This is a genomic window from Streptomyces sp. NPDC093094, from assembly GCF_044754345.1.
In the GTDB taxonomy this organism is placed as follows: Bacteria; Actinomycetota; Actinomycetes; order Streptomycetales; family Streptomycetaceae; genus Streptomyces.
Window position 1 is genome coordinate 253,220 of the sequence record NZ_JBIVOX010000002.1, and the last position, 22,788, is coordinate 276,007.

Below are 22,788 nucleotides of genomic sequence, written 5' to 3' on the forward strand. Positions count from 1 at the left end.
CTGCCGTCTAGGACGCCGACGCCGGGGTGTAGTCCTGGCCGAGGATCACCGTGACGTCCGCGTTGGCGGAGACGTCTCCCTTGGCGACGGAGCCCGCCGGCAGGCCGAGCGTCTTGGCGACCTCCGTGGCGTTCTCCTTGTCCGCGGCGTCGGAGTACAGGACCTGGGACTCGCTCTCGGTGGCGGAGGCCGTGCCGCCCGCCAGGAAGGTGAATCCACCGTTCAGCAGGACCACACGGGCGTTCTCGGTGCGGTCCTTCTCCCCGGTGGCGTTCTGGACGGAGACCCGGACGGCGGCGTCGGCTGCGGGGCTCTTCGCGGTGCCTCCGAGGACGTCCTTGACCACACCGGCGCTGGCCTGCGCGTTCAGTGTGCCGTCGTCCTGGACGGGCAGCATGGCGGTCTTGTAGTCGCCGCCCTTGGCCAGGTCGGAGAGCCTGGCGAGGAAGGTGCCGAGATCCTTGTCGGTGAGCGAGGGGTCGAGGATCTGCGCCAGGGTCTGCACGGTGATGGTCGCGGCCTGCGCGTCGGACGAGATCTTGCGCAGCACCCCCTGCATGACCTGGCCGAACCGCTGGAGCTGGGCGTTCTCGGCCTCTCCGGAGGCACGGTGGGTGGCGTAGGCGACCGCCATCTTGCCGCTGAGGGTCTGGCCCGAGCCCTTGTTGACGAGGGGGGCCTGGCCCTTGGACTTGGCGGCCGGGTCGGGCACGTCGGTGTCGGTGTCGACCTCGATGTTGCCGACCAGGTCGACGAGGTTCTGCAGGTAGGGCGTGTCCAGCCGCCAGGTGCCCTGGATCTGCGTGCCGAGGACGGTGTCCAGGGCCTCGCGGGTGCCGGAGGAGCCGTCGTCGTCGACCGACTTGGCGAGCGTCGTCGCGGCGCCGTCGTCCGAGGTCACGGAGAGGGAGTTGGGCAGCAGGACGGTGGTGCCCTGCTGGGTGGTGGTGTTGTCGACGAGCAGCGCCGTGGAGGTGCCGCCCTTCTTGGTGTTGTGCAGGTGGACGACGATCACGTCCCGCTTCTGCGCCGCCGTGGTGGTACCGCCGCCGCTGCCGCCGTCCGAGGAGGACACGCCGGGCAGTTTCCCGGCGTACCAGAGGTAGCCGACCCCGCCGACCGCGACGAGCGCGAGCGCCACGACGAGGGCTATGACGCGGCTGCGGGCGCGGCGCTTGGCCTCCTCCCGGCGCTCGGTGCGGTTCTCGGTGAACGCCAGCCAGTCGATGACGTCCTCGGAGTCGCCGTCGGGCTCCTCGACGAAGGCGAACTGCTCGGTGTGGTAGGCGCGGTCGTCGCCGTCGCTCTGATCGGCGCCCTCGGCCGCCCAGGCGCCGGCGCCCTGGTCCCACCGGTCTCCGCCGTCGGCGCCGTGGCCCGGCTGCGCGGGGGCGGCCGGCTCCTGGACGGGGGCCGCCTGCTGCGGGATGTAGGGGGTCTGCTCCGCGCCCCGGGGCTGACGGGCCTCGGCCGCGGTCCGGCCGTACGGGTCGTAGGTGCTGTCGGGCGCCTGGCCCGCGGCCGTGCCGTAGGGGTCGTACGGGTCGTAGGACGGGACCGGCGCCTGCCGGCCCGTGTCGTAGGCGTCGTACGGCGGCACGGGCTGCTGGACGCCCGTCGCGTACGGGTCGTAACCGTAGCCCTGCTGTGCGTAGGGGTCGTAGGTCTGCCCGGGACCCTGCGGCGACTGGGCGACCTGCTGGTACACAGGTTGGCCGTACTCGTCGTACCCGACGAGCTCGTACTGGTCGCCCCCGTGGCCAGCGTCGTATCGGTCGTTCACCGGTGCCCCTCTCGGCTCACTCGCCGCGGTACAGCTCTCGTTTGGCGATGTAGCGCACGACCCCGTCCGGCACCAGGTACCAGACCGGGTCGCCCTTCGCGACTCTCGCACGGCAGTCCGTGGAGGAGATGGCGAGGGCGGGCACCTCGACGAAGGAGACGCCGCCCTCCGGGAGGCCGGGGTCCGCGAGATGGTGGCCCGGCCGGGTGACGCCGATGAAGTGCGACAGGGAGAACAGCTCCTCCGTGTCGCGCCAGGTGAGGATCTGACCGAGGGCGTCGGCGCCGGTGATGAAGAACAGGTCCGTGTCCGGGTTGAGCGCGCGCAGGTCGCGGAGGGTGTCCACGGTGTAGGTGGGGCCGCCGCGGTCGATGTCGATACGGCTGACGGAGAACTGCGGGTTCTCTGCCGTCGCGATGACCGTCATCAGATAGCGGTCCTCGGCCGGGGAGACCGCGCGGTGGGTCTTCTGCCAGGGCTGCCCGGTGGGCACGAACACCACCTCGTCGAGGTGGAACTGCGCGGCGACCTCGCTGGCCGCCACGAGGTGCCCGTGGTGGATCGGGTCGAAGGTTCCGCCCATGACACCGAGCCGGCGCTTGCCGGTGCGGGCCGGGTCCTGCCCGGGGACGTCCGTGTGTCCGTGCTCCGGGTGGTGCCGGGTGTCCGGGGCGTCGGCCGCTTCGTGCGCCGGACCGGTAGGCATGTCCTGCTCTCCCATGCGTGCAGACCCTACCGGCCCGGCCTGTGGGCGTCGGCCGGCGGTTCCCTGCCGGCTGCTGTGCGGGCTCGGGCCGGGTTCAGCGGTCGCGGTTGAAGCGGGTGGTGATCCACAGAAGGAGCAGCAGGATGATGAACGCGCCGCCTCCGGTGACCAGGGGGTTGAGGCTGTCGTGGTTGCCACCGTGCTCCTCGCCCTCGGCGGCGAGGGTGACCAGCTGGGCGGCAGCGCTGTGGAAGCTCATCTTCGGCAGGACCTATCCGGTGTGGGCGGGATAAAGATGTCGGCCCATCGTAAGCGGGCGGCTCCGCGCGGCTCACGCCGACTCCGCCGTTGGGGACGTGCGGGGGAACCCCTAGGGGGAAGGTGGGGGTCGCCGGGTGCGCGGGGAGGAACTTCGAGGCGCCGTCAGTCGTCCTTCTGTCTGTAGCCCCGCAGCAGGAACCAGGCGGTCAGCGCAGAGCCCACGACCATCACGACCAGTACGACCCGGAGCAGATTTCCCGCTCCTTGCTGCTCCGCGGCAACGACGGCCTGGGCGGACCAGGCGGCTGCGGGACTGTGCTCCATGGCGCTGGGCTCCGTTCGCTGTACTGCCCGACCACGGTAACCCGGCCTAGGCTGGGCCCTGCTTCGGGGGCACGGAGGGTGCGGCACCCATGAAGGGCGCGGCGCTCCCCGGCAGGGACAGACACTCATACGTACATGGGGGACGACATGTCCGACGACAGCCGGAAGCACAACGGACACGAGCGCGTGCCGAGCAGGCAGCGCAGGCGCTTTCCGGGGATCTCCTCGCGTGCGTACGAACATCCTGCGGACCGCTCCGCGCTGGTGGCGCTGCGCAAGCTGAGCGGCTTCGACACCGTCTTCAAGGCACTCAGCGGGCTGCTGCCCGAGAGGAGCCTGAGGCTGCTGTTCCTGTCCGACTCCGTGAGGGTGTCGGACCGGCAGTTCACGCATCTCAACGACATGCTGCGGGACGCCTGTTACATCCTGGACCTGGAGAAGGTCCCGCCGATGTACGTCAATCAGGACCCGCAGCCCAACGCGATGTGCATCGGCCTGGACGAGCCGATCATCGTGGTCACCACCGGCCTGGTCGAGCTGCTCGACGAGGAGGAGATGCGGGCGGTGATCGGCCATGAGGTCGGCCACGCGCTGTCCGGGCACTCGGTCTACCGGACGATCCTGCTGTTCCTGACGAACCTGGCGCTGCGGGTGGCGTGGATCCCGCTGGGCAATGTGGCGATCATGGCGATCGTGACGGCGCTGCGCGAGTGGTTCCGCAAGTCGGAGCTGTCCGCCGACCGGGCCGGTCTGCTGGTGGGCCAGGACCTCCAGGCGTCGATGCGCGGGCTGATGAAGCTGGCCGGCGGCAATCATCTGCACGAGATGAACGTGGACGCGTTCCTGGAGCAGGCCGACGAGTACGAGGCCGGGGGCGACCTGCGCGACTCGGTGCTGAAGATCCTCAACATGCTGCCGCGCTCCCACCCGTTCCCGACCGTGCGCGCCGCCGAGCTGAAGAAGTGGGCGGCCAGCCGGGACTACCAGCGGATCATGGACGGGCACTACCCGCGGCGCAGCGAGGACAAGGACACCTCGGTCACGGACTCCTTCCGTGAGTCGGCCGCCAGCTACGCGGGGCATGTGAAGGGCTCCAAGGACCCGCTGATGAAGCTGGTCGCCGACATCGCCGGTGGCGCCGGGGACCTGGGCAGCAGGGTGCGCCGCGGCTTCGGCGGCTTCGGCACCCCGGGGAGCTCCTCGGACGGCTCCTCCGGCGGCTCAGGGGGTTCGGCCTCCTCCTCCGACGACTCCGGTCCGTCGGGCCCCGGCGGCTCCTCGGACACCCCGCCGAAGGACCGGCCCCCGCACGACGGGAGCTGAGCCCACGGGCCGGTGCACGGGCTCCTGGGCCGCTTTTGCCGGCCCGGGCCTCACACCTTCGGCTGGGCCTCCTGCGCCAGCGTGCCGCACAGCGCGGTGACCGCGTCGTTGGCGTACGGGTTGGTGCCGGCGGGGCCGCCCTCCTTGGCCGTCCGGCCGGCGAGGAGGGGGCGCAGATGGTTGGTGGAGTCCTCGGCGCAGGAGAGCGGTCCGGCCTGGACGGAGGAGAGCACCAGGTGGGCCTGGTGGAGGCGCAGGTCGTCGCGGTCGAAGCGGAAGCGCAGCTCACGCCGCACGGTGAACAGCGATGCCTCGGTGCCGTTCCCGGCTCCGACCGGCCGCAGGGCGTACACGAAGGTGTGGTCGGCGGTGACCTCCAGCGTGGACGAGTCCACCTCCGCGGCGTGGAGGGTGCCTCGCACCCGGATCCCCTGGTCGGCGAGCTGGGTGGCGGAGGGGTCGAAGCGGACCAGCCACCCGGTGGGGGTGTGGAGGCCGTCGGCGGCGGGGTGCGCGAAGCTCTCGTCGAACTGGGGCAGTTGATCGGGCGCGAGCAGCACCCGCACGGGTCGGACCTGCTGCCCGGTGAGGACGTCGGGATAGAGAGAGGAGCGGACGATGTAGTCCTTGGCGGTCGTCAGGGCGGAGACGACCTGTCCGTCGGAGAAGTGGGCGGTGCGCCGGGAGGCGGGCAGCGGGATGCCCTCGGCCCCGACACGGTAGGGGGCGGCGGGACTGCGGGCGAACAGGTCGGCCGGGTCGGCGGCGCCGGGCACCTTGCCGGAAGGGGCGAGGGGGACGACGGTCATCCGCAGGGGTTCGGCGGGCGGCGAGGCGGTGCGGGACGACTGATAGGGGTGGCGTACGCCCATGTAGATCGCGGTGCCGAAGGCCAGGGCGATCAGCAGGACCAGGAGGAGTGCCTGCCGGGACAGGCCGCGGTGCAGCGGCGGACGGCTGCGGACGGCGGGCGCGTGGTCGGCCATGCGCTCCTGCGCGGAGAATTCCTGGAGGCGGGCAGCCCGGACGAACGACTCGTCGAACACGACGGATCGGTACTCGTCGTCCGCACCGCCAGGGGCACCGTCGGGTGTCCCCTCCGGCGGGTCTCCAGGCCCTCCCATACCTTCAGGGTAGGTCTCCGGAAGGCCCGGTAAACGCCCTGGTGCACGACAAGTTCTGACAGCTTCTCACCCGTTCGGCCGAGGCCGTGGCGGTCGGCCGGAGGGGGTGCGGGGCCCGTCCGCGGCCGGGCACGGCGGCCTGGATCAGGGGGTTCGGGGGAACGCCGAGACGGCCGGCCGGGAGAAGTCGGCGGAGGCCGACGGAGTGGCTGTGCCGCCCTGCTCCAATCCGGTGGATGCGGGCGCGGGGACCTGGTCCTGGCGGCTGGAGGAGGCCCCCCGGTACACCGCTGCGAACGCCAGTGCGACCATGCCGACACCCATCACGAGGGCGAGCACCCAGGCGACGGGACGGTGCCAGCGGGCGGCTCTGCCGTAAGGGCCGACGAGGCCGTAGCGGCTGTCGAGGATGTCCGGGTCGTCCAGATCGTCGAGGTCCGGATCATGGCTGAATCCGGCGCGACCGCCGGGGCCGTAGCCGTCGTCGTAGTGCTCGCCTCCGGCGTGGGCGCGGCGGGCTTCGGCCTCGGCGGCCTCGGCTCTGGCCTGCGCGGCGGCCAGGAGACGTTCGACGGCGGTCGGCTCATGCACCTGGGCCGCGCGTACGAACGCCTCGTCGAAGACCACGGAGTCGAACTCTTCGTCCGACACTCCGCGGTCGTGGTCGTCGTCGGGCTCCCGGCCGTCCGGAAACGGCGTGCCCCCCACGTCCTCCGGCACGGATCCAGAGTAGACCTGGGGGGTCAATTTGGGCAGACGGTACGGAAATTATCCGCTGTGTGAGACGCCTCAGCGGCGTACGTGCCCGTCGCCGGTGACGATGTACTTCGTGCTGGTCAGCTCGGGGAGGCCCATCGGGCCGCGGGCGTGCAGCTTCTGGGTGGAGATGCCGATCTCGGCACCGAAGCCGAACTGGCCTCCGTCGGTGAAGCGGGTGGAGGCGTTGACGGCGACCGTGGTGGAGTCGACCAGCTGGGTGAACCGGCGGGCGGCCTGCTGGGAGGTGGTGACGATGGCCTCGGTGTGGCCGGAGGTCCACAGCCGGATGTGCTCGACGGCCCTGTCCAGAGAGTCGACCACCGCGGCGGCGATGTCGTAGGACAGGTACTCGGTCTCCCAGTCCTCCGGCGTGGCCTCGACCACGGTGGCGCGGGAGTCCTTGGCGTGGGCCATCACCCGTTCGTCGGCGTGCACGGTCACCCCGGCGTCGGCGAGGGCGTCCAGGGCACGGGGCAGGAACTCGGCGGCGATGTCCTGGTGGACCAGCAGGGTCTCGGCGGCGTTGCAGACGCCGACGCGCTGGGCCTTGGAGTTGATCAGGATGTCGACGGCCATGTCGAGGTCGGCCTGGGCGTCGACGTAGACGTGGCAGTTGCCGGTGCCGGTCTCGATGACCGGGACGACGGACTCCTGGACGACGGTGTTGATCAGGGAGGCGCCGCCGCGCGGGATCAGCACGTCGACCAGACCGCGGGCGCGCATCAGCTCACGCACGCTGTCACGGCTCTCGCCGGGCACGAGCTGGACGGCGTCGGCGGGCAGGCCGGCCCCGCCGACGGCGTCGCGCAGCACCCTCACGAGGGCGGTGTTCGACTGGTAGGCGGAGGAGGAGCCGCGCAGCAGGACGGCGTTGCCGGACTTCAGGCAGAGGGCGGCGGCGTCGACGGTGACGTTCGGGCGGCCCTCGTAGATGATCCCGACGACGCCCAGCGGGACGCGGACCTGGCGCAGGTCGATGCCGTTGGGCAGGGTGGAGCCGCGGACGATCTCGCCGACCGGGTCGGGCAGGCCGGCGACGTGCCGCACGTCGGCGGCGATGGCGCGCACCCGCTCCGGGGTGAGCGTGAGCCGGTCGATCATGCCCTCGCTCATGCCGCTCTCACGGGCCTTGGCGAGGTCCAGGGCGTTGGCCTCGACGATCTCGCTCGTGCGGACCTCCAGCGCGTCCGCGACGGCGAGCAGCGCGTCGTCCTTCTCGGCCCGCGGCAGCGGCGCGAGCGTGGCGGCGGCGCCCTTGGCCCGGTAGGCGGCCTGGGTGACCGGGGACATGGAGTCGTACGGGGAGAGCGTGGTCATGCAGAAAGGGTAGTGCGCCGACGACGCCGTTCCACGGCTCGTCCACAGCACGAGACACGCCGTCCACGCCTCCGCGGGCCGCCCCCGCATGCCCCGCGGGGGCGCGAGGAACCGCGCCACCGGCCGCGGACGGCCGACACCCGGCCACCCGGCACCCGGTGTCCCGGCCGCCCGACCCCGGCGGCCCGACACCCCGGCGCCCCGACACCCCGGCGCCCCGGCCGTCCGGCCCCGGCACCCGGCACCCGGCGCACCAGCCGTCCGACCGCCGGCGGCCACCGGCATCGACATCCAGCCTCCGGCTCCCGGCTCCCGGCATCGCCCGCGCGGCACGCCCGGCCGGCACCGCCCGCACGCTCAGTAGGGATGCACTCCCACCGGCGTGGCCGGCGGGGGTCCGTACCCTTCCGAGACCCGCTGGTGGTACGTGTCGCGGTCGATGACCTCCAGGCCGACGATCTCCCACGGCGGCAGCCCGGCGGTCTGCCGGTGCTCGCCCCACAGGCGCAGGGCGACGGCCGCGGCGTCGTGCAGATCGCGGGCCTCCTCCCAGTACCGGATCTCGGCGTGGTCGTCGGCGTACCGGCTGGTCAGCAGGAACGGGTGGTCGTGCGCGAGCTGTTCCAGCGCCCGGCGCACCTCGTGCAGCGGGGCCGCCTCGCCGGAGACGCTGAGGGTGATGTGCCACAGCCGGGGCAGATCCACCGGCTCCTCCGCCTCGTACCGCTCGCCGGCCGCCACACTCGTCAGGGCACGCTCCTCGCCGGCCGCGCGGGTCGCCGCCGCCCCAGGGCGCACTCGTCTCACGACGGCCTCCTTCTCCGCAGTCCCGTGCCCGGACGCCGCCCGGCGGGGACCGAGCGGGCCCCGGCAGGCCCATGCCGCGTCCGGGCGCGAATCTGCTCCCAGGACACGTCCCTGTGACAAAGTTGAGCAGGCCGCAAGCCTCTGTGGGGCGGTTTTACGGAACGTCCCCCGCCGGGGGCGGACGTTTCGGGCCTTTACGGGTGCAGGATGACGAGGTCGTCCCTGTGTACGACCTCGCGTTCGTACGCGGGTCCCAGCTCGGCCGCCAGCTCGTGCGTGGACCGCCCGATCAGGCGGGGGATCTCCCTGGCGTCGAAGTTGACGAGTCCGCGGGCGACCGGGTGTCCGGTGCCGTCGCGCAGCTCGACGGGGTCCCCGGCGCTGAAGTCGCCCTCGACCCCGGCGATACCGGCGGGCAGCAGCGACTTGCGGCGCTCCACCACGGCCCGTACGGCCCCGTCGTCGAGGGTGAGCGCGCCCTGCGGGGCGGAGGCGTGCTGGAGCCACAGCAGCCGGTCGGCGGAACGCTTGCCCGTGGGGTGGAAGTAGGTGCCGGTGTCCTTGCCGGTGAGGGCGTCGGCGGCGTGGACGGCGCTGGTCAGGACGACGGGGATGCCGGCCGCGGCGGCGATGGAGGCCGCCTCGATCTTGGTGACCATGCCGCCGGTGCCGACTCCGGCCTTGCCGGCGCTGCCGATCTCGACGTGCGCCAGGTCGGCGGGGCCGCGCACCTCGGCGATCCGTGAGGTGCCGGGCCTGCTGGGGTCGCCGTCGTAGACGCCGTCGACGTCGGACAGCAGCACCAGCAGATCGGCCCGCACCAGGTGTGCCACCAGGGCGGCGAGCCGGTCGTTGTCGCCGAAGCGGATCTCGTCGGTGGCCACGGTGTCGTTCTCGTTGACGATGGGCAGCGCGCCCATCGCGAGAAGCTTGTCGAGGGTCCGGGAGGCGTTGCGGTGGTGGGCGCGGCGGCTCATGTCGTCTGAGGTGAGCAGCACCTGGCCGACGCGGATGCCGTAGCGGGCGCAGGAGGCGGTGTAGCGGGCGACCAGCAGGCCCTGGCCGACGCTCGCGGCGGCCTGCTGCCGGGCGAGGTCCTTGGGGCGGCGGCGCAGTCCCAGCGGGGCGAGCCCGGCGGCGATGGCGCCGGAGGAGACCAGGACGATCTCCCTCTCTCCCCCGCTGCGGCTCTTGGCGAGGACGTCCACGAGCGCGTCGACGCGGTCGGCGTCGAGTCCGCCGGAGGCGGTGGTCAGCGACGAGGAGCCCACCTTGACGACGATCCTGTGGGCCTCACTCACGGCCTGCCTTGCCCCTGACACTCGCTGTCCGTCCCCTCGCATGGCTCTCGATGCCTCTCGACGAGCTGCCGATGACCTGTCGATGACTCCCGACGGCTCTCGCGCCGCTCTCCGGCTGTCCGGCTCTGTCCGCCCGCAATGTACGCGAAGGAGATCGCCGCACGCGCGGGCGTTTCAGCTCCCGGAACCACGCCCGGTCGCGGCCGGCCGTCCGGTCGGCCGCGACCGTCAGCCCGCGGCCGGGCCGTTCGCCTCGTGCTGGCCGGGAACGGCCTCGGCCAGCTCCGAGGCGGGCTCCGGTTCCGCCGCGGCGGCTCTCGCCGACTGCCCGAGGTTGCGGGACTCCGCCTTCAGGGCGAGGTTCGCGATCGCGGTGTTGAACCGGTCGATGGACTTCGGCTCGTCGGGACCGAGCAGATACCGCTTGAGCTCGTCACGCTCCCCGGCCAGCGGATCGGCCACCGGGTCGCGTACGGCGTCCAGCAGCCCGCTCAGCTCGGTGGCGCCGTTGGTGAGGATCACCGCGGCGCGCACGGCCGTGTTCTGCCGCCTGAACTCCTCCGCGCCGAGGCCGGCCGAGTCCGTGACGGCGTACGGCTTGCCGCTGGCGATGAAGTCGGAGACGACGGAGGAGATGTCGGAGACCATCGCGTCGGAGACGTTGAAGCAGTCGTACAGAGGCGGCTCGGCGCCCGTGATGACGCGGTGCTCCCAGGCGGGGAAGGCACGCCAGTGGGCGTCGTTCCACTCGGTGCGCAGCCGGGCGATCTCCTCGTGCTTCTCGACGTCGACGAGTCCCTCGCGGGTGGCCTCGGCCTCGTCGCGGGTCTCGGCGCTGCCCGTCAGCTCGGCCAGCCGGGCCTCGATGCGGACCAGCTCGGCCCGGGCGAGCGCCAGGGCGTCCGCGTCGGCGGTGAAGTCCTCGCCGGCGGCGCGTTCGGCGGCGGCCTGCTCGACCAGGGCGGTGATGCGCTGGTGGGCGGCCTTGGCCTGGGCGCTGACCGTGCCGGTGAAGGGGTGCGGCTTGTACAGGACACGGACCGGGGGGTCGGCCTGCACCAGCGCCTTGACGATGTTCTCGCCGGCCAGCACGAGCGAGGTGTTGCCGGGGTTGTCGTCCCAGCCCTCCCAGGTGGGCGCGTAGAGCACCGTGGGACAGCGTCCGTCCGCGGATCCGCCGCGGGCGTCGGCGGGCACGGCCTGTCCGGTCCGGATGGGCGCCAGCTGCGGGCGGCCGACCTCCACGATGTCCTCGTCGCGTACGCCGACGTCCGCTATGGCGTAGCGGTCGCGACCGGCCCGGCCCGCCGTCCACACCTCGTCGTAGACCTTGCTGAAGGGGTTGACGCTGGCGAGCTTGTCGCTGTCGCCGTGGCCGATGAAGACGTGCTTCATGGTGGGGACGCGCAGCATGTGGATGTTCTTGCCGACGTTCGCCGCGTACAGCGCGACCCGGACGGTGGACAGGTCCATGTTCATCAGGTGCACTCCGCCGGGCACGCAGACGACCGGCACGGTGGTGGGCGCGAGGCGTTCCATCATCGTGCGCTCGCGCAGGATGATCAGCGGGGTGGAGTCGAGCTGCTCCATGGTCTCCAGCCACATGTTGACCTGGTAGGCGGAGTCCTTGGAGCCGGAGAAGTAGAGCACCGTCTCGGGGCGGTGGGCGTGCAGCCAGTCGTCGACGGCCGCCAGCACCTTGTCGGCGCTCGGGGGGATCCTGTCGCCGCGCACGTACGGCATGAGCGCGAGGTCGTAGGCGGCGGCGAGGACGAGGGTGAGGGTGATGCCGACGAAGCCGACGAGGTCGCTGCCGGTACCGGCGCTGAGCAGTATCCCGACGACCGCGAACAGATCGAGATGGAGGACCTTCTCGGCCGACCGGTGCAGCAGGAGGCGCGGCGGGGCGTCGGGGATGCGGACGCGCGCGGCGAGGTCGACGTTGCGGGTGGCGACCGGCAGCCGGCGGCGGTTGCGGATCAGTGTGACCAGCGCTCCGTGCGGCGCCTGGAGACCGTAGAACGCGATGAAGCAGGCGACCGCACTGTAGAAGATCACACTGTCCGACAGGGACAGCCGGGCCAGCAGCAGGACGAGCAGCAGCTGCCTGATCAGGAAGCGGATCGACAGACCTGCCCGCACCTTGCTGAGGCGGTTGATCAGATAGCTGCCCTTGTGGTGCAGATAGTGGTCCGCCAGGTACGTCACGGCGGCCGCGGCCACGAAGGCGGGCACGCTCGGGACGAGCGCGGCCACCATGAGTGCCGGGAAGCCCAGCATCAGGAGGACCGCCGCGGCCAGCTCGGCCGCGCTGCCGACCCTGGCTACGCGAATAGCGGTGGTTATCACGGAGAACCTGCTCTGTGGGGTACCTGTGGTGTAAATCCTGCAAGCATCGACGGAGGCCGACAGCCCCCGCAAACATCGGAAAAGCATCAAGTGCACTTTCCCGAAATTTACGGATTCAGGCCCCTGCGAATACTCCCCGAACGGACATCACAGAGGCCTGAATGAAAGAAGGCTAATTGATCTCGATTATGACATGCCGTCCTGCCGGTCGAGGACGCTGGCCAGCGCCTGCTCGAATCCTGATGCCTCGCCCGCGGAGGCGGTCGGATCCTGCTGGCGCACGTCGATGACATGTCCGGTCAGTTCGGACAGCAGCACGTCGAGCGAGGTGCGGGCGACGGCCTCGGAGGAGAGCAGACTGCCCGACGGCTCCTGTCCGAAAGCCTTGGTGCGCATCGGCGTGGCGGTGCGCTCGGGGTTGATGCAGTTGACGCGCACCCCGTCGGTGGCCCACTCGTCCGCCAGGGCCTGGGTGAGATTCACCATGGCGGCCTTGGTGGAGGAGTACAGGCTGTACTCGGCACGGCCGCGGGTGTAGCTGCTGGAGGTGTACAGCAGCAGCTGCCCCTTGGTCTCGGCGAGGTACTTGTACGCCGACCGTGCGATCTGCACCGGGGCGAGATAGTTGACCTTCAGGGCCTCCTGGATGGTGGCGTTGTCGGTCTCGGCGAGTTTGCCGATGCGCAGCACACCGGCGGTGTTGACGACGTAGTCGACGCGGCCGGTCTCGGCGTACGCCCGGGACAGGGCGTCGTCCACCTCCTCCGGGTTCTCCACATGGGTCCCGGTGGTGGAGCGGCCCAGGGCGTAGACCGTGGCGCCGTAGCTCTCCGCGAGCTCGGCGATGTCGTGGCCGATGCCGTAGGAGCCCCCGAAGACCACCACGGTCCGGCCGGTCAGCAGTTCCCGGTAGGCGTCCTCGCCGTTCTGCTCGGGCGCGGCGGTGGAGCCGAGCTGGAAGAGCTTGTCGGCGATGAAGACGTCGACCGGCTGGGTGACCTTCATGTTGTACTCGTCGCCCGCGACGACGTGGATGGGCACGTCCGGCAGGTACTTCAGCACGACGGAGCAGTCGTCGGTGGCCTGGAAGTGGGGGTCGCCGGCGGCGATCTCGTAGGCGTGGCGGATGGTGGACAGCTTGAACGCCTGCGGGGTCTGGCCGCGGCGCAGCCGGGAGCGGTCCGGGATCTCGGTGATGAACTCGCCGTCCTCGCCGTGGGTGCGGGTCACGATGATGGTGTCCGCGGAGGGGATGGCGACGTCGACGGCCTGGTAGCGCTCCAGCGCGGCGACGCAGTCGTCGATGACGCGCTGCGACAGCAGCGGGCGTACGGCGTCGTGGAACAGGACGTTGGCGTCCTCGCCCTCGGCCAGTCCCTCGCTCAGGGCCTCGATGGCGCGCTCGGTCGTCTCGTTGCGGGTGGCGCCGCCCTCGATGACCCTGCGGACCTTGCCGAATCCGGCCCTGGCGACGATCCGCTCGACGTCGGGCACGTAGCCGGGCGCCATCAGCACGATGACGTCGTCGATCGAATCGGCCTTCTCGAAAGAGGTCAGGGTGTGCTCGATGACTGCCTTGCCTGCGATCTTCAGCAGCTGCTTGGGGATCGACAGACCCACGCGCTGACCGGTACCACCGGCCAGGACCACTGCGGTCGTACGGGGTTTGGCTGGGGGCTGGGACACAGGTGACCTACCTCGGGGCGACAGAGACTTCGAAATCGTCCCACTCTCCGTCACCGCGATGCAAGGCGGGTGTCCTTCACCTCATATGCGCGCGCAACCTGTCATTCACCTTGCACTCGCGGTGATTGACGGATCATTCCCGGACGGACCCATGAAATTGCTGTGAGTCACTCCACAGCAATGTTCGATTACACCGATCGGCCCAGTCGGCGGCGGCCGTACGGGTCTTCACATCGTGGCGTAAGGGTTCATATGCGTCAGCCCGTTCGTTGCGTACATGGCGAGAATGTCGTTGCGTACATGCCGAGAAATACGGCACGAACGGAGGGCCTATGCCACGGAATTCACGACCTCGATTCCGCGGTTTTACGGCGCTCCGTCTCACACCACCCGCACGCCGGGCCTCCCCGCGTCCACCCGCAGCCGGGCGAGCGTGCCCGACGCGGACCGGGGGCTGCGCACGGTGTCGACGACACGCACCCGGGCGTCGATGCCGTCGCGGCGGACGTCGAACAGGTGGTGGCCGCGACGGGCGTCGATCAGCTTCCAGTGCGGGTTGTCCGCCAGCCGCGGGCCCCACTCACGGCGGAAGGCGTCCTGGTCCTGGTCACCGCCGCTGGAGACGGAGGTGCCGACGAACTCGGCTCCGACGACCGGGGAGGCCGGATCCGCGAAGTCCGCCCTGAGCTCGCTGACCATGGTCAGATGCCGGTCCCCGGTGAGCACCACCGGGTTGCGCACACCGCGGAACGCCTTCAGGAACTCGTTGCGTTCGGCCTGGTAGCCGTCCCAGGCGTCGTAGAACCACTGCTTGCCCTCGCCGGCCAGCAGATCGGTCTCCGCCATCATGATCTGCGAGGCGATCAGGTTCCAGCGGGCCGGGGAGTCGCGCAGCCCCTCCAGCAGCCACCGCTTCTGCCGCGCGCCGAGCAGGGTCAGCGCCGGATCCCGGGCGCCGGCCTGACTGACGGCCTGGTCGCTGCGGTACTGCCGGGTGTCGAGCACGTCGAGCCGGGCGAGCCGGCCGAACTCCAGCCGGCGGTGCATCCGGATGTGCGGACCGTCCGGGATCGCGGCCGCCCGCACCGGCATGTGCTCGTAGTACGCCCGGCAGGCCGCGGTGAGCCGGGCCACGAAGGCGTCGTGGGTCTGCCTGTCGGGGTCCTGCGGGATCTCGCCGGCGAAGTCGTTGTCCACCTCGTGGTCGTCGAAGGTCACCACGAAGGGCGCGTTCGCGTGCATGGCCGCGAGATCCGGGTCGCTGCGGTACTGGGCGTACCGGTTGCGGTACTGGGCGTACCGGTTGCGGTACTGGGCGTACCGGTTGCGGTACTGGGTCAGGGTGTACGGCTCGCCGCTCCCCTCGTGCCGCCGTACGGCCGTCGCCGAGGGCGCCGACTCGTAGATGTAGTCGCCGACGAAGAGGACGACGTCCGGGTCCTGCGCCAGCATGTCGGCGTACGGGGTGAAGTACCCGTGCTGCCAGTTCTGGCACGGGGCCAGGGCCAGACGCAGGGCACCGCCCGCGGCGTACGGGTGCGGTGCGGTGCGGGTGCGGCCGACGGGCGAGATCCGGCCTCCGGCGCGGAAGCGGAACCAGTACGTACGGCCCGGGCACAGGCCCCGCACGTCGACGTGGACGCTGTGCCCGAGCTCGGGCCGGGCGTACGCCGTGCCGCGCCGCACCCGCCGGGCGAACCTCTCGCCCTCGGCGACCTCCCACAGCACCGGCACGGTCCGCTCGGGCATGCCGCCGCCGTCGAGGGGCTCGGGGGCGAGCCGGGTCCACAGGACCACCCCGTCCGGCAGCGGATCGCCGGAGGCCACGCCCAGGCCGAACACCCCCTCGGGCAGCGGGGCTTCGGCCCGCGCCGCGGCCGGCAGCCACAACTGGGCGGAGGCGGAGGCGCCCAGCACGGCGGTGCCCGCGGTCAGAAAGCGGCGCCGGTCGTGCGACCCGGGCCCGGTGACACGGTTCATTTCGGCTGGCTCCCTCGTCCTGTCCACCTCTTGGACTGCCGGGAAGTTCCCACAGGAGTGCGGTACGGCCGCCGAACACGCATGGACAAGGGCATGACAAATACGACAACAAAGGCGGGCGGCCCGTGACATGCACGGACCGCCCGCCGGAACCGCTCGGCGCCGGGCTGTCTAGAACGGCTCGAAGTCGTCGAACTCCTGCTGCGCGTCGTCCCGTTCGGCCTGCTTGTCGCGGCGTCGATGCACCGCGGGCCGCTGCTCCTCGAAGCGGTGGTCCTCACCGCGCCGGCCCAGCATCTCCGCGCCGGCGGTGACGGACGGCTCCCAGTCGAAGACGACCGCGTTCTCCTCGGGGCCGATCGCGACGCCGTCGCCGCCCCGGGCGCCCGCCTTCATCAGCTGGTCCTCGACACCGAGGCGGTTGAGCCGGTCGGCGAGGTAGCCGACGGCCTCGTCGTTGTTGAAGTCGGTCTGCCGCACCCAGCGCTCGGGCTTCTCGCCGCGCACCCGGAACAGCGGCTCCCCGCCGATCTCCTCGCGCGTCACGGTGAAGCCCGCGTCGTCCACGGCCTTGGGCCGGATGACGATCCGGGTCGCCTCCTCCTTCGGCTTGGCGGCACGCGCCTGGGCGACCAGGTCGGCCAGCGCGAACGACAGCTCCCGCAGACCGGTGTGCGCCACCGCCGACACCTCGAAGACGCGGTAGCCGCGCGCCTCCAGGTCCGGCCGCACCATCTCGGCGAGGTCCTTGCCGTCCGGCACGTCGATCTTGTTCATCACGACGATCCGCGGCCGGTTGTCCAGGCCGCCGTACTGCTTCAGCTCCGCCTCGATGATGTCCAGGTCGGAGACCGGGTCACGGTCGGACTCCAGCGTCGCGGTGTCCAGGACGTGCACCAGCACCGAGCAGCGCTCCACGTGCCGCAGGAACTCCAGGCCCAGGCCCTTGCCCTGGCTGGCGCCCGGGATGAGACCGGGTACGTCGGCGATGGTGTAGACGGTGTTGCCGGCCGTCACCACACCGAGGTTCGGCACGAGCGTCGTGAAGGGATAGTCCGCGATCTTCGGCTTGGCCGCGCTCAGCACGGAGATCAGCGAGGACTTGCCCGCGCTCGGGTAGCCCACCAGGGCCACGTCGGCGACCGTCTTCAGCTCCAGCACGATGTCCTGGAGGTCGCCCGGCTCACCGAGCAGCGCGAAGCCCGGCGCCTTGCGGCGGGCGGAGGCCAGCGCGGCGTTGCCGAGCCCGCCCCGGCCGCCCTGCGCGGCGACGAACGAGGTGCCGTGGCCGACCAGGTCGGCGAGGACGTTGCCCTGCTTGTCGAGCACGACGGTGCCGTCCGGCACGGTCAGGACCAGGTCCTGGCCGTCCTTGCCGGAGCGGTTGCCGCCCTCGCCGGGCTTGCCGTTGGTGGCCTTGCGGTGCGGGGAGTGGTGGTATTCGAGCAGAGTCGTCACCGACTGGTCGACGGTCAGGGTGACGTCACCGCCACGCCCGCCGTTGCCGCCGTCGGGGCCGCCGAGCGGCTTGAACTTCTCGCGGTGGACGGAGGCACAGCCGTGACCTCCGTTACCCGCGGCGACATGCAGTTCGACGCGGTCCACGAAGGTGGTCATGGTTCGGTGCCTCCAGGTTCGTACGGAATGTCTCTTGCTTAACACGCGAAAGGCGGACCCGCCTTCCCGATCGGGAAGTGAGGTCCGCCTCGCGGAACGTCCGGTCGGAGCCGGGAGCCGGGCTTCGCAGCCCGGGCCCCTGTCAGGCTCCGTGGCCTCGAATCAGAGGATTCAGGCGACCGGGACGATGTTCACGACCTTGCGGCCGCGGTGGGTACCGAACTGCACCGCACCGGCCTGCAGGGCGAACAGCGTGTCGTCGCCGCCACGGCCGACGCCCGCACCCGGGTGGAAGTGCGTGCCGCGCTGACGGATCAGGATCTCACCGGCGCTCACGACCTGACCGCCGAAGCGCTTCACGCCGAGCCGCTGGGCGTTCGAGTCGCGACCGTTCCGGGTGGACGATGCGCCCTTCTTGTGTGCCATTGCTCAGTCCCTCTTTACTTCGCGGCCGTCGGGATGGACGTGACCTTGATCGCCGTGTACTGCTGGCGGTGACCCTGGCGACGGCGGTAGCCCGTCTTGTTCTTGTAGCGCAGAATGTCGATCTTCTGGCCCTTGTGGTGGTCCACGACCTCGGCCTGGACCTTGATGCCGGCCAGCACCCACGGGTCGCTGGTCACGGCCTCGCCGTCGACAACGAGCAGGGTCGAGAGCTCGACCGTGTCGCCAACCTTGGCGGTGGAAATCTTGTCAACCTCGACGACGTCGCCGACAGCAACCTTGTGCTGGCGACCGCCGCTGCGCACGATGGCGTACACGCGGATCTCTCTTTCGCTCGGAACGGCACCCCGCAGGCCAGCCGTCCGGCGCACGACGCGGACGACCTCTCCCGACCACCGTGTGCTCGGGAGGAAGAGGTTTACGGGGATGTGGCGCGCTCATGTGACACGCCGACGGTCAAGGTTACGGGGCCGTGGCCGAGAGGGTCAAACCGGGCCGGGCCCCGCGGGAGTGCGGTCGGTCACGCCGGACCGGTGCCGCGCGATCCGGGACCCCGACGACAGGCCCCGGCGGTCGTGCCGCCGGGCGGGCACCTCCGAAGAGGCACCCGCCCGGCGGCCTGACGCGCTCAGCCCTCGTCGGTGGAGGCCGTGACGGTGGGCTGCGCCTGCTGCGCCGCCGCCGCGGTCTTCTTCGACGTGGTCTTCTTCGCGGCGGTCGACTTGGCCGCCGCCTTCTTGGCCGTCACCTTCTTGGCGACGGTCTTCTTCGCCGCCGTCTTCTTGGTGGCGGCCTTCTTGGCCGTGGCCTTCTTCGCCGTCTTGCGGGCGGCCGCCTTCTTGGCCGGAGCGGCTTCCTCGGCCTCGGTGACCTCGACGGGCTCGGCCTCGGTGACCTCCGCCGCCGGAGCCTCGGCCTCGGCGGCCGGGGCCTCGGCCGCGGGGACGACCACGACGGCCGCCTCCTCGGACGCGGTCGGCGCGGTGGCCTTGCGCACGGCCCGGCGCCGCGGACGGGCCGGGGCGCTCTCGGCGGGCGTCTCGGCGGCCGGTGCGGCCTCCTCGACGGCCGCGGGGACCTCCGGCTGCGGCTCCGGCGTCACCGGCGCCGTGCTCTCGCCGACCGTGACCACGGCGGCCTCGGCACCCGCGGGCGACCCGGCCGGCGCGGACACCTTGCGGGTGGCGCGGCGACGGGTGCGGCCCTTGGGCGCGGCCTCCGCGGCGGGAGCGGCGTGCAGGACGGGGTCCTCGGCGGCGGCCGGGTCGGCCTGGACCGCGGCGGCGGACTGCGCCTGCACCGGTCGCTCGGCCTCCTCGGCGAGGGTCACCTGCTGGGCGGTGGGCACGACGGCCTCCGCCTCGGCGGCGGCCTCGCGCTCCGCACGGCGGGCGTCGGACCTGGAGCCGCTCTCCGCCCTGGGCGCACCGGCCGGGGCGGACGCCCGGCGGCCGGCCCGGCGGCGGGAGCGGCCGCGGGACGCGGCGGCCTCCGCCTCGGCGACGCTGCTGTACAGCTCCTCGTCCGGCGCGAACTCGGGCGCGGGCAGCGCGACCGGCTCGGCCGTCTCCATGGCGACCTCGGCCTCGGTCTCCGCCTCCTGCTCGGCGGTCACCGCGGGCTCGGCGGCCACGGTCTCGTGCTCGTGCTCGTGGTCGGCGGCACCGGCGCGGCCGCGCTTGCGGCGCTTGCCGCCGCCACCGGCGGCGGTCGCCTGTTCCATGTGCACGATGACACCGCGGCCGTTGCAGTGGACGCAGGTCTCCGAGAACGACTCCAGCAGGCCCTGGCCGACCCGCTTACGGGTCATCTGCACCAGGCCCAGCGAGGTCACCTCGGCCACCTGGTGCTTCGTGCGGTCGCGGCCCAGGCACTCCAGCAGACGGCGCAGCACCAGGTCGCGGTTGGACTCCAGGACCATGTCGATGAAGTCGATGACCACGATGCCGCCGAGGTCGCGCAGCCGCAGCTGGCGCACGATCTCCTCGGCCGCCTCCAGGTTGTTCCTGGTCACGGTCTCTTCGAGGTTGCCGCCCTGACCGGTGAACTTTCCGGTGTTCACGTCGACCACGATCATGGCCTCGGTCTTGTCGATCACCAGCGAGCCACCGCTGGGCAGCCAGACCTTGCGGTCCAGCGCCTTGGCGAGCTGCTCGTCGATCCGGTACGTCGCGAAGACGTCGACCTCGGAGGTCCACCTGGACAGCCGGTCGGCCAGGTCCGGGGCCACGTGCGAGACATAGCCGTGGATCGTCGACCACGCCTCGTCGCCGCTGACGACGACCTTGGAGAAGTCCTCGTTGAAGATGTCGCGCACGACCCGGACGGTCATGTCCGGCTCGCCGTACAGAAGGGTCGGGGCGTTGCCGCTCTTGGCCTTCTTCTGGATGTCCTCCCACTGCGCCTGGAGCCGCTCGACGTCACGGCGCAGCTCGTCCTCGCTCGCGCCCTCGGCGGCGGTGCGCACGATGACGCCCGCGTCCTCGGGGACGATCTTCTTGAGGATCGTCTTCAGCCGGGCCCGCTCGGTGTCGGGGAGCTTGCGGCTGATACCGGTCATCGAGCCCTCGGGCACGTAGACCAGGTAGCGGCCGGGCAGCGAGACCTGCGAGGTCAGACGCGCGCCCTTGTGCCCGATCGGGTCCTTGGTGACCTGGACGAGCACGGACTGGCCGGACTTCAGCGCGGACTCGATACGGCGGGGGCCGTTGGCCAGGCCCAGCGCCTCGAAGTTGACCTCACCGGCGTAGAGCACGGCGTTGCGGCCCTTGCCGATGTCGATGAAGGCGGCCTCCATCGACGGCAGCACGTTCTGGACCTTGCCCAGGTAGACGTTGCCGACGTACGAGGTCGACTGCTCCTTGTTGACGTAGTGCTCGACGAGCACGTTGTCCTCAAGAACGCCGATCTGCGTGCGGTCGCCGTGCTGGCGGACGACCATCACCCGCTCGACGGCCTCGCGGCGGGCGAGGAACTCCGCCTCGGTGATGATCGGAACGCGGCGGCGGCCCTGCTCGCGGCCTTCGCGGCGACGCTGCTTCTTGGCCTCCAGACGGGTCGAGCCCTTGATGGACTGCACCTCGTCCGACGGCTCGGCGGGCTTGCGCGGCTCGCGGACCTTGACGACGGTGCGCTCCGGGTCGCCCTCGCCGGGCTCGCTGTCGGCGGAGCTGTCCCCGGCGCGACGACGACGGCGGCGACGGCGACGGCTGGAGGAGCTGGACCCGCCGGTCTCGTCGTCCTCGGCGTCCTCCTCCTCCTGCTCGGCGGTGTCCTCGGTGTCCTGCGCGGCCTGCTCGGCGGCGAGCTCCTCGGACTCGTCGGCGGAGTCGGCGTCGGCGGACTCACCACGGCGGCGGCGACGGCCTCCGCGGCGACGGCGACGACGGGAACCGGTGTCCTCGGCGTCCTCCTCGCCCTCGGCGAAGTCGTCGGCGGACTCCTCGGCGTCCTCGTCCTCGGCGACGGTCTCCGCCGCGCCGTCGGCGGCGACGGCGGTCTCAGGGGCGGCCGCGGGAGCGGTCTGCGGGGCGGCTTCGCTCTCCTCGCCGTACCCGAAGCCGGCGGACGCCTTGCGGCGGCGACGGCGGCGTGTGCCGGCCGGCTCCTCGGCGATCTCCTCGGGCTCGGCGGCCTCGGCCTCCTCCGCGGCCTCGGCGGCCGCTTGGGCGGCGGCACGCTCCGGCGTCTGGAACTTCGGCTCGGTGAAGACGGGCGCCTGGAACACGGCCACGGCGGGCCGCGCACGGCGGCGCGTCCCGGGCTCGGGCTCCGCCTCGGCGGCGGGCGCGGCGGCCTGGGCGGGCTCGGAGAAGCCGGTCGCGGCCTTGCGGACGACCCGGCGACGGCGACGCGGCGCGGCGGCGTCCTCCTGGCCCTGCTCGGCGACGGCCTCGGCCTTGGCCTTGGCCTTGACCTCGGTGGCGGGAGCGGTCTCGGCGACGGGCGCCTCGGGCGTCTCCACAGCCACGGGAGTCTCGGCGGTCGCACCGGAGTCCGCGGCCTCGGCGGACGCGGGCACCTCGGCCGTCTCCGCCGGGGCGGAGACACGCCGGGTCGCACGCCGACGGGTGCGGCGCGGGGCCTCCTCGGCGGCCGGCGTCTCGGCGGCGTCGGCCTCGACGGCCGCGGCAGGCTCCTCGACGGCGGGCGCGGGGGCCTCGGCGGCGGCTTCCGTGGGCTCGACCACCTCGGCGGTCTGCGGGGCACCGGCGGGCGCGGAGGCCCGGCGGGTGGCACGGCGACGCGGACGAGCCGCCGGAGCGGCCTCCTCGACAGCGGCCTCCTCGACGGCAGCGGGTTCCTCGACGGCGGGCGCGGCCTCTTCGGCGGCCTCCGGCGTCACGGCCGTCTCCTCGGTCTGCGGGGCACCGGCGGGCGCGGAGGCCCGGCGGGTGGCACGGCGACGCGGACGAGCCGCCGGAGCGGCCTCCTCGACGGCAGGCTCCTCGGCCACGGGCGCGGGGGCCTCGGCGGCGGCTTCCGTGGGCTCGACCACCTCGGCGGTCTGCGGGGCACCGGCGGGCGCGGAGGCCCGGCGGGTGGCACGGCGACGCGGACGAGCCGCCGGAGCGGCCTCCTCGACAGCGGGCTCCTCGGCCTCGGTCTCCGTGGCGGCCGGTACGGCCTGTGCGACGGTCTCCACCGGCGCGTCGGAGGTGCCGGACGGCGGACCCGCCGGGCGGGAAGCGGCACGGCGCCGACGACGCGGCGGCAGGGTGTCGCTCGGGGTGTTCTGTTCGGAACCCTCGGTGGGTTCGGTCGGTTCGAGCATGCGGGCGTATCTCCCGTCAGGCTCCCGGGCGCCGCGCATGGTCCGGCGGGGTGCCGGTGACGTCCGCGGCTCGCGCGGTGCGCGTGGGCCGCCGTCCGGGGCGCGGGCGCCGCACGGGAGCTCTCTGTGTCCTGTCTCGCCGGTTCCGTACGCCTTGTCGCGTACGGCCTGGCGAAAGTCTTCTGGTGGGTGCGCTGCCCGACCCAGGTGGCTCCCGAGTACGAGGGCGGCGC

Annotated in this window: 17 protein-coding genes; 1 reads left to right on the forward strand and 16 read right to left on the reverse strand. The window is 72.1% G+C overall.

Annotated features, from left to right (window positions below):
* Window positions 1-7: 7 nt before the first annotated feature.
* The 4 genes from ACIQGV_RS03995 to ACIQGV_RS04010 form a co-directional block, all read right to left on the reverse strand.
* Window positions 8-1,783, reverse strand: coding sequence for a LytR C-terminal domain-containing protein (locus tag ACIQGV_RS03995; RefSeq protein WP_402490092.1), 1,776 nt, complete (start codon window positions 1,781-1,783; stop codon window positions 8-10).
* A gap of 16 nt (window positions 1,784-1,799) precedes the next feature.
* Entirely contained in the window at window positions 1,800-2,504 is a 705-nt protein-coding gene (nadD, locus tag ACIQGV_RS04000) for a nicotinate-nucleotide adenylyltransferase (protein ID WP_402490095.1), read from the reverse strand.
* A 79-nt stretch (window positions 2,505-2,583) separates the two neighbouring features.
* The gene (locus ACIQGV_RS04005) at window positions 2,584-2,748 is read right to left on the reverse strand and encodes a hypothetical protein (protein ID WP_202919654.1); all 165 of its coding nucleotides are present in this window, start codon (window positions 2,746-2,748) and stop codon (window positions 2,584-2,586) included.
* Window positions 2,749-2,912: 164 nt separating this feature from the next.
* Window positions 2,913-3,074 (reverse strand): hypothetical protein, encoded by a 162-nt coding sequence (locus tag ACIQGV_RS04010; protein ID WP_402490099.1) that lies wholly within the window; start codon window positions 3,072-3,074, stop codon window positions 2,913-2,915.
* A 147-nt stretch (window positions 3,075-3,221) separates the two neighbouring features.
* Here ACIQGV_RS04010 and ACIQGV_RS04015 point away from each other — a divergent pair, with 147 nt between their 5' ends.
* The gene (locus ACIQGV_RS04015; protein WP_402490102.1) at window positions 3,222-4,397 is read left to right on the forward strand and encodes a M48 family metallopeptidase; all 1,176 of its coding nucleotides are present in this window, start codon (window positions 3,222-3,224) and stop codon (window positions 4,395-4,397) included.
* Window positions 4,398-4,447: 50 nt separating this feature from the next.
* On the opposite strand, the gene ACIQGV_RS04020 is transcribed toward ACIQGV_RS04015, so the two are convergent.
* The 12 genes from ACIQGV_RS04020 to ACIQGV_RS04075 form a co-directional block, all read right to left on the reverse strand.
* On the reverse strand, window positions 4,448-5,521 hold the full coding sequence (locus ACIQGV_RS04020; RefSeq protein WP_402490105.1) for a hypothetical protein: 1,074 nt from the start codon (window positions 5,519-5,521) through the stop codon (window positions 4,448-4,450).
* A gap of 144 nt (window positions 5,522-5,665) precedes the next feature.
* Window positions 5,666-6,241, reverse strand: a complete 576-nt coding sequence (locus ACIQGV_RS04025) for a hypothetical protein (RefSeq protein ID WP_402490108.1) — start codon at window positions 6,239-6,241, stop codon at window positions 5,666-5,668.
* A gap of 69 nt (window positions 6,242-6,310) precedes the next feature.
* Complete coding sequence (locus ACIQGV_RS04030; protein WP_402490111.1) at window positions 6,311-7,597, reverse strand: glutamate-5-semialdehyde dehydrogenase; 1,287 nt, start codon at window positions 7,595-7,597, stop codon at window positions 6,311-6,313.
* Window positions 7,598-7,954: 357 nt separating this feature from the next.
* On the reverse strand, window positions 7,955-8,395 hold the full coding sequence (locus ACIQGV_RS04035) for a hypothetical protein (protein ID WP_402491027.1): 441 nt from the start codon (window positions 8,393-8,395) through the stop codon (window positions 7,955-7,957).
* A gap of 203 nt (window positions 8,396-8,598) precedes the next feature.
* Window positions 8,599-9,726 (reverse strand): glutamate 5-kinase, encoded by a 1,128-nt coding sequence (gene proB, locus ACIQGV_RS04040; RefSeq protein WP_402490113.1) that lies wholly within the window; start codon window positions 9,724-9,726, stop codon window positions 8,599-8,601.
* Window positions 9,727-9,933: 207 nt separating this feature from the next.
* A complete protein-coding gene (locus ACIQGV_RS04045) occupies window positions 9,934-12,054 on the reverse strand; it encodes a hypothetical protein (protein ID WP_402490116.1) in 2,121 nt (706 codons plus the stop codon).
* A 186-nt stretch (window positions 12,055-12,240) separates the two neighbouring features.
* On the reverse strand, window positions 12,241-13,740 hold the full coding sequence (locus tag ACIQGV_RS04050; RefSeq protein ID WP_402490119.1) for an SDR family NAD(P)-dependent oxidoreductase: 1,500 nt from the start codon (window positions 13,738-13,740) through the stop codon (window positions 12,241-12,243).
* 381 nt (window positions 13,741-14,121) lie between these two features.
* Window positions 14,122-15,720 (reverse strand): alkaline phosphatase D family protein, encoded by a 1,599-nt coding sequence (locus ACIQGV_RS04055; RefSeq protein ID WP_402490122.1) that lies wholly within the window; start codon window positions 15,718-15,720, stop codon window positions 14,122-14,124.
* Window positions 15,721-15,891: 171 nt separating this feature from the next.
* Entirely contained in the window at window positions 15,892-17,337 is a 1,446-nt protein-coding gene (gene obgE / locus ACIQGV_RS04060; RefSeq protein WP_402490125.1) for a GTPase ObgE, read from the reverse strand.
* Window positions 17,338-17,508: 171 nt separating this feature from the next.
* Window positions 17,509-17,763: a 50S ribosomal protein L27 gene (rpmA, locus tag ACIQGV_RS04065; protein ID WP_402490128.1), complete on the reverse strand. Its 255-nt coding sequence runs from the start codon at window positions 17,761-17,763 to the stop codon at window positions 17,509-17,511.
* Between the two features lie 14 nt (window positions 17,764-17,777).
* Window positions 17,778-18,098: a 50S ribosomal protein L21 gene (gene rplU / locus ACIQGV_RS04070; RefSeq protein WP_402490130.1), complete on the reverse strand. Its 321-nt coding sequence runs from the start codon at window positions 18,096-18,098 to the stop codon at window positions 17,778-17,780.
* Window positions 18,099-18,409: 311 nt separating this feature from the next.
* Complete coding sequence (locus ACIQGV_RS04075) at window positions 18,410-22,555, reverse strand: ribonuclease E/G (protein WP_402490133.1); 4,146 nt, start codon at window positions 22,553-22,555, stop codon at window positions 18,410-18,412.
* Window positions 22,556-22,788 lie beyond the last annotated feature (233 nt).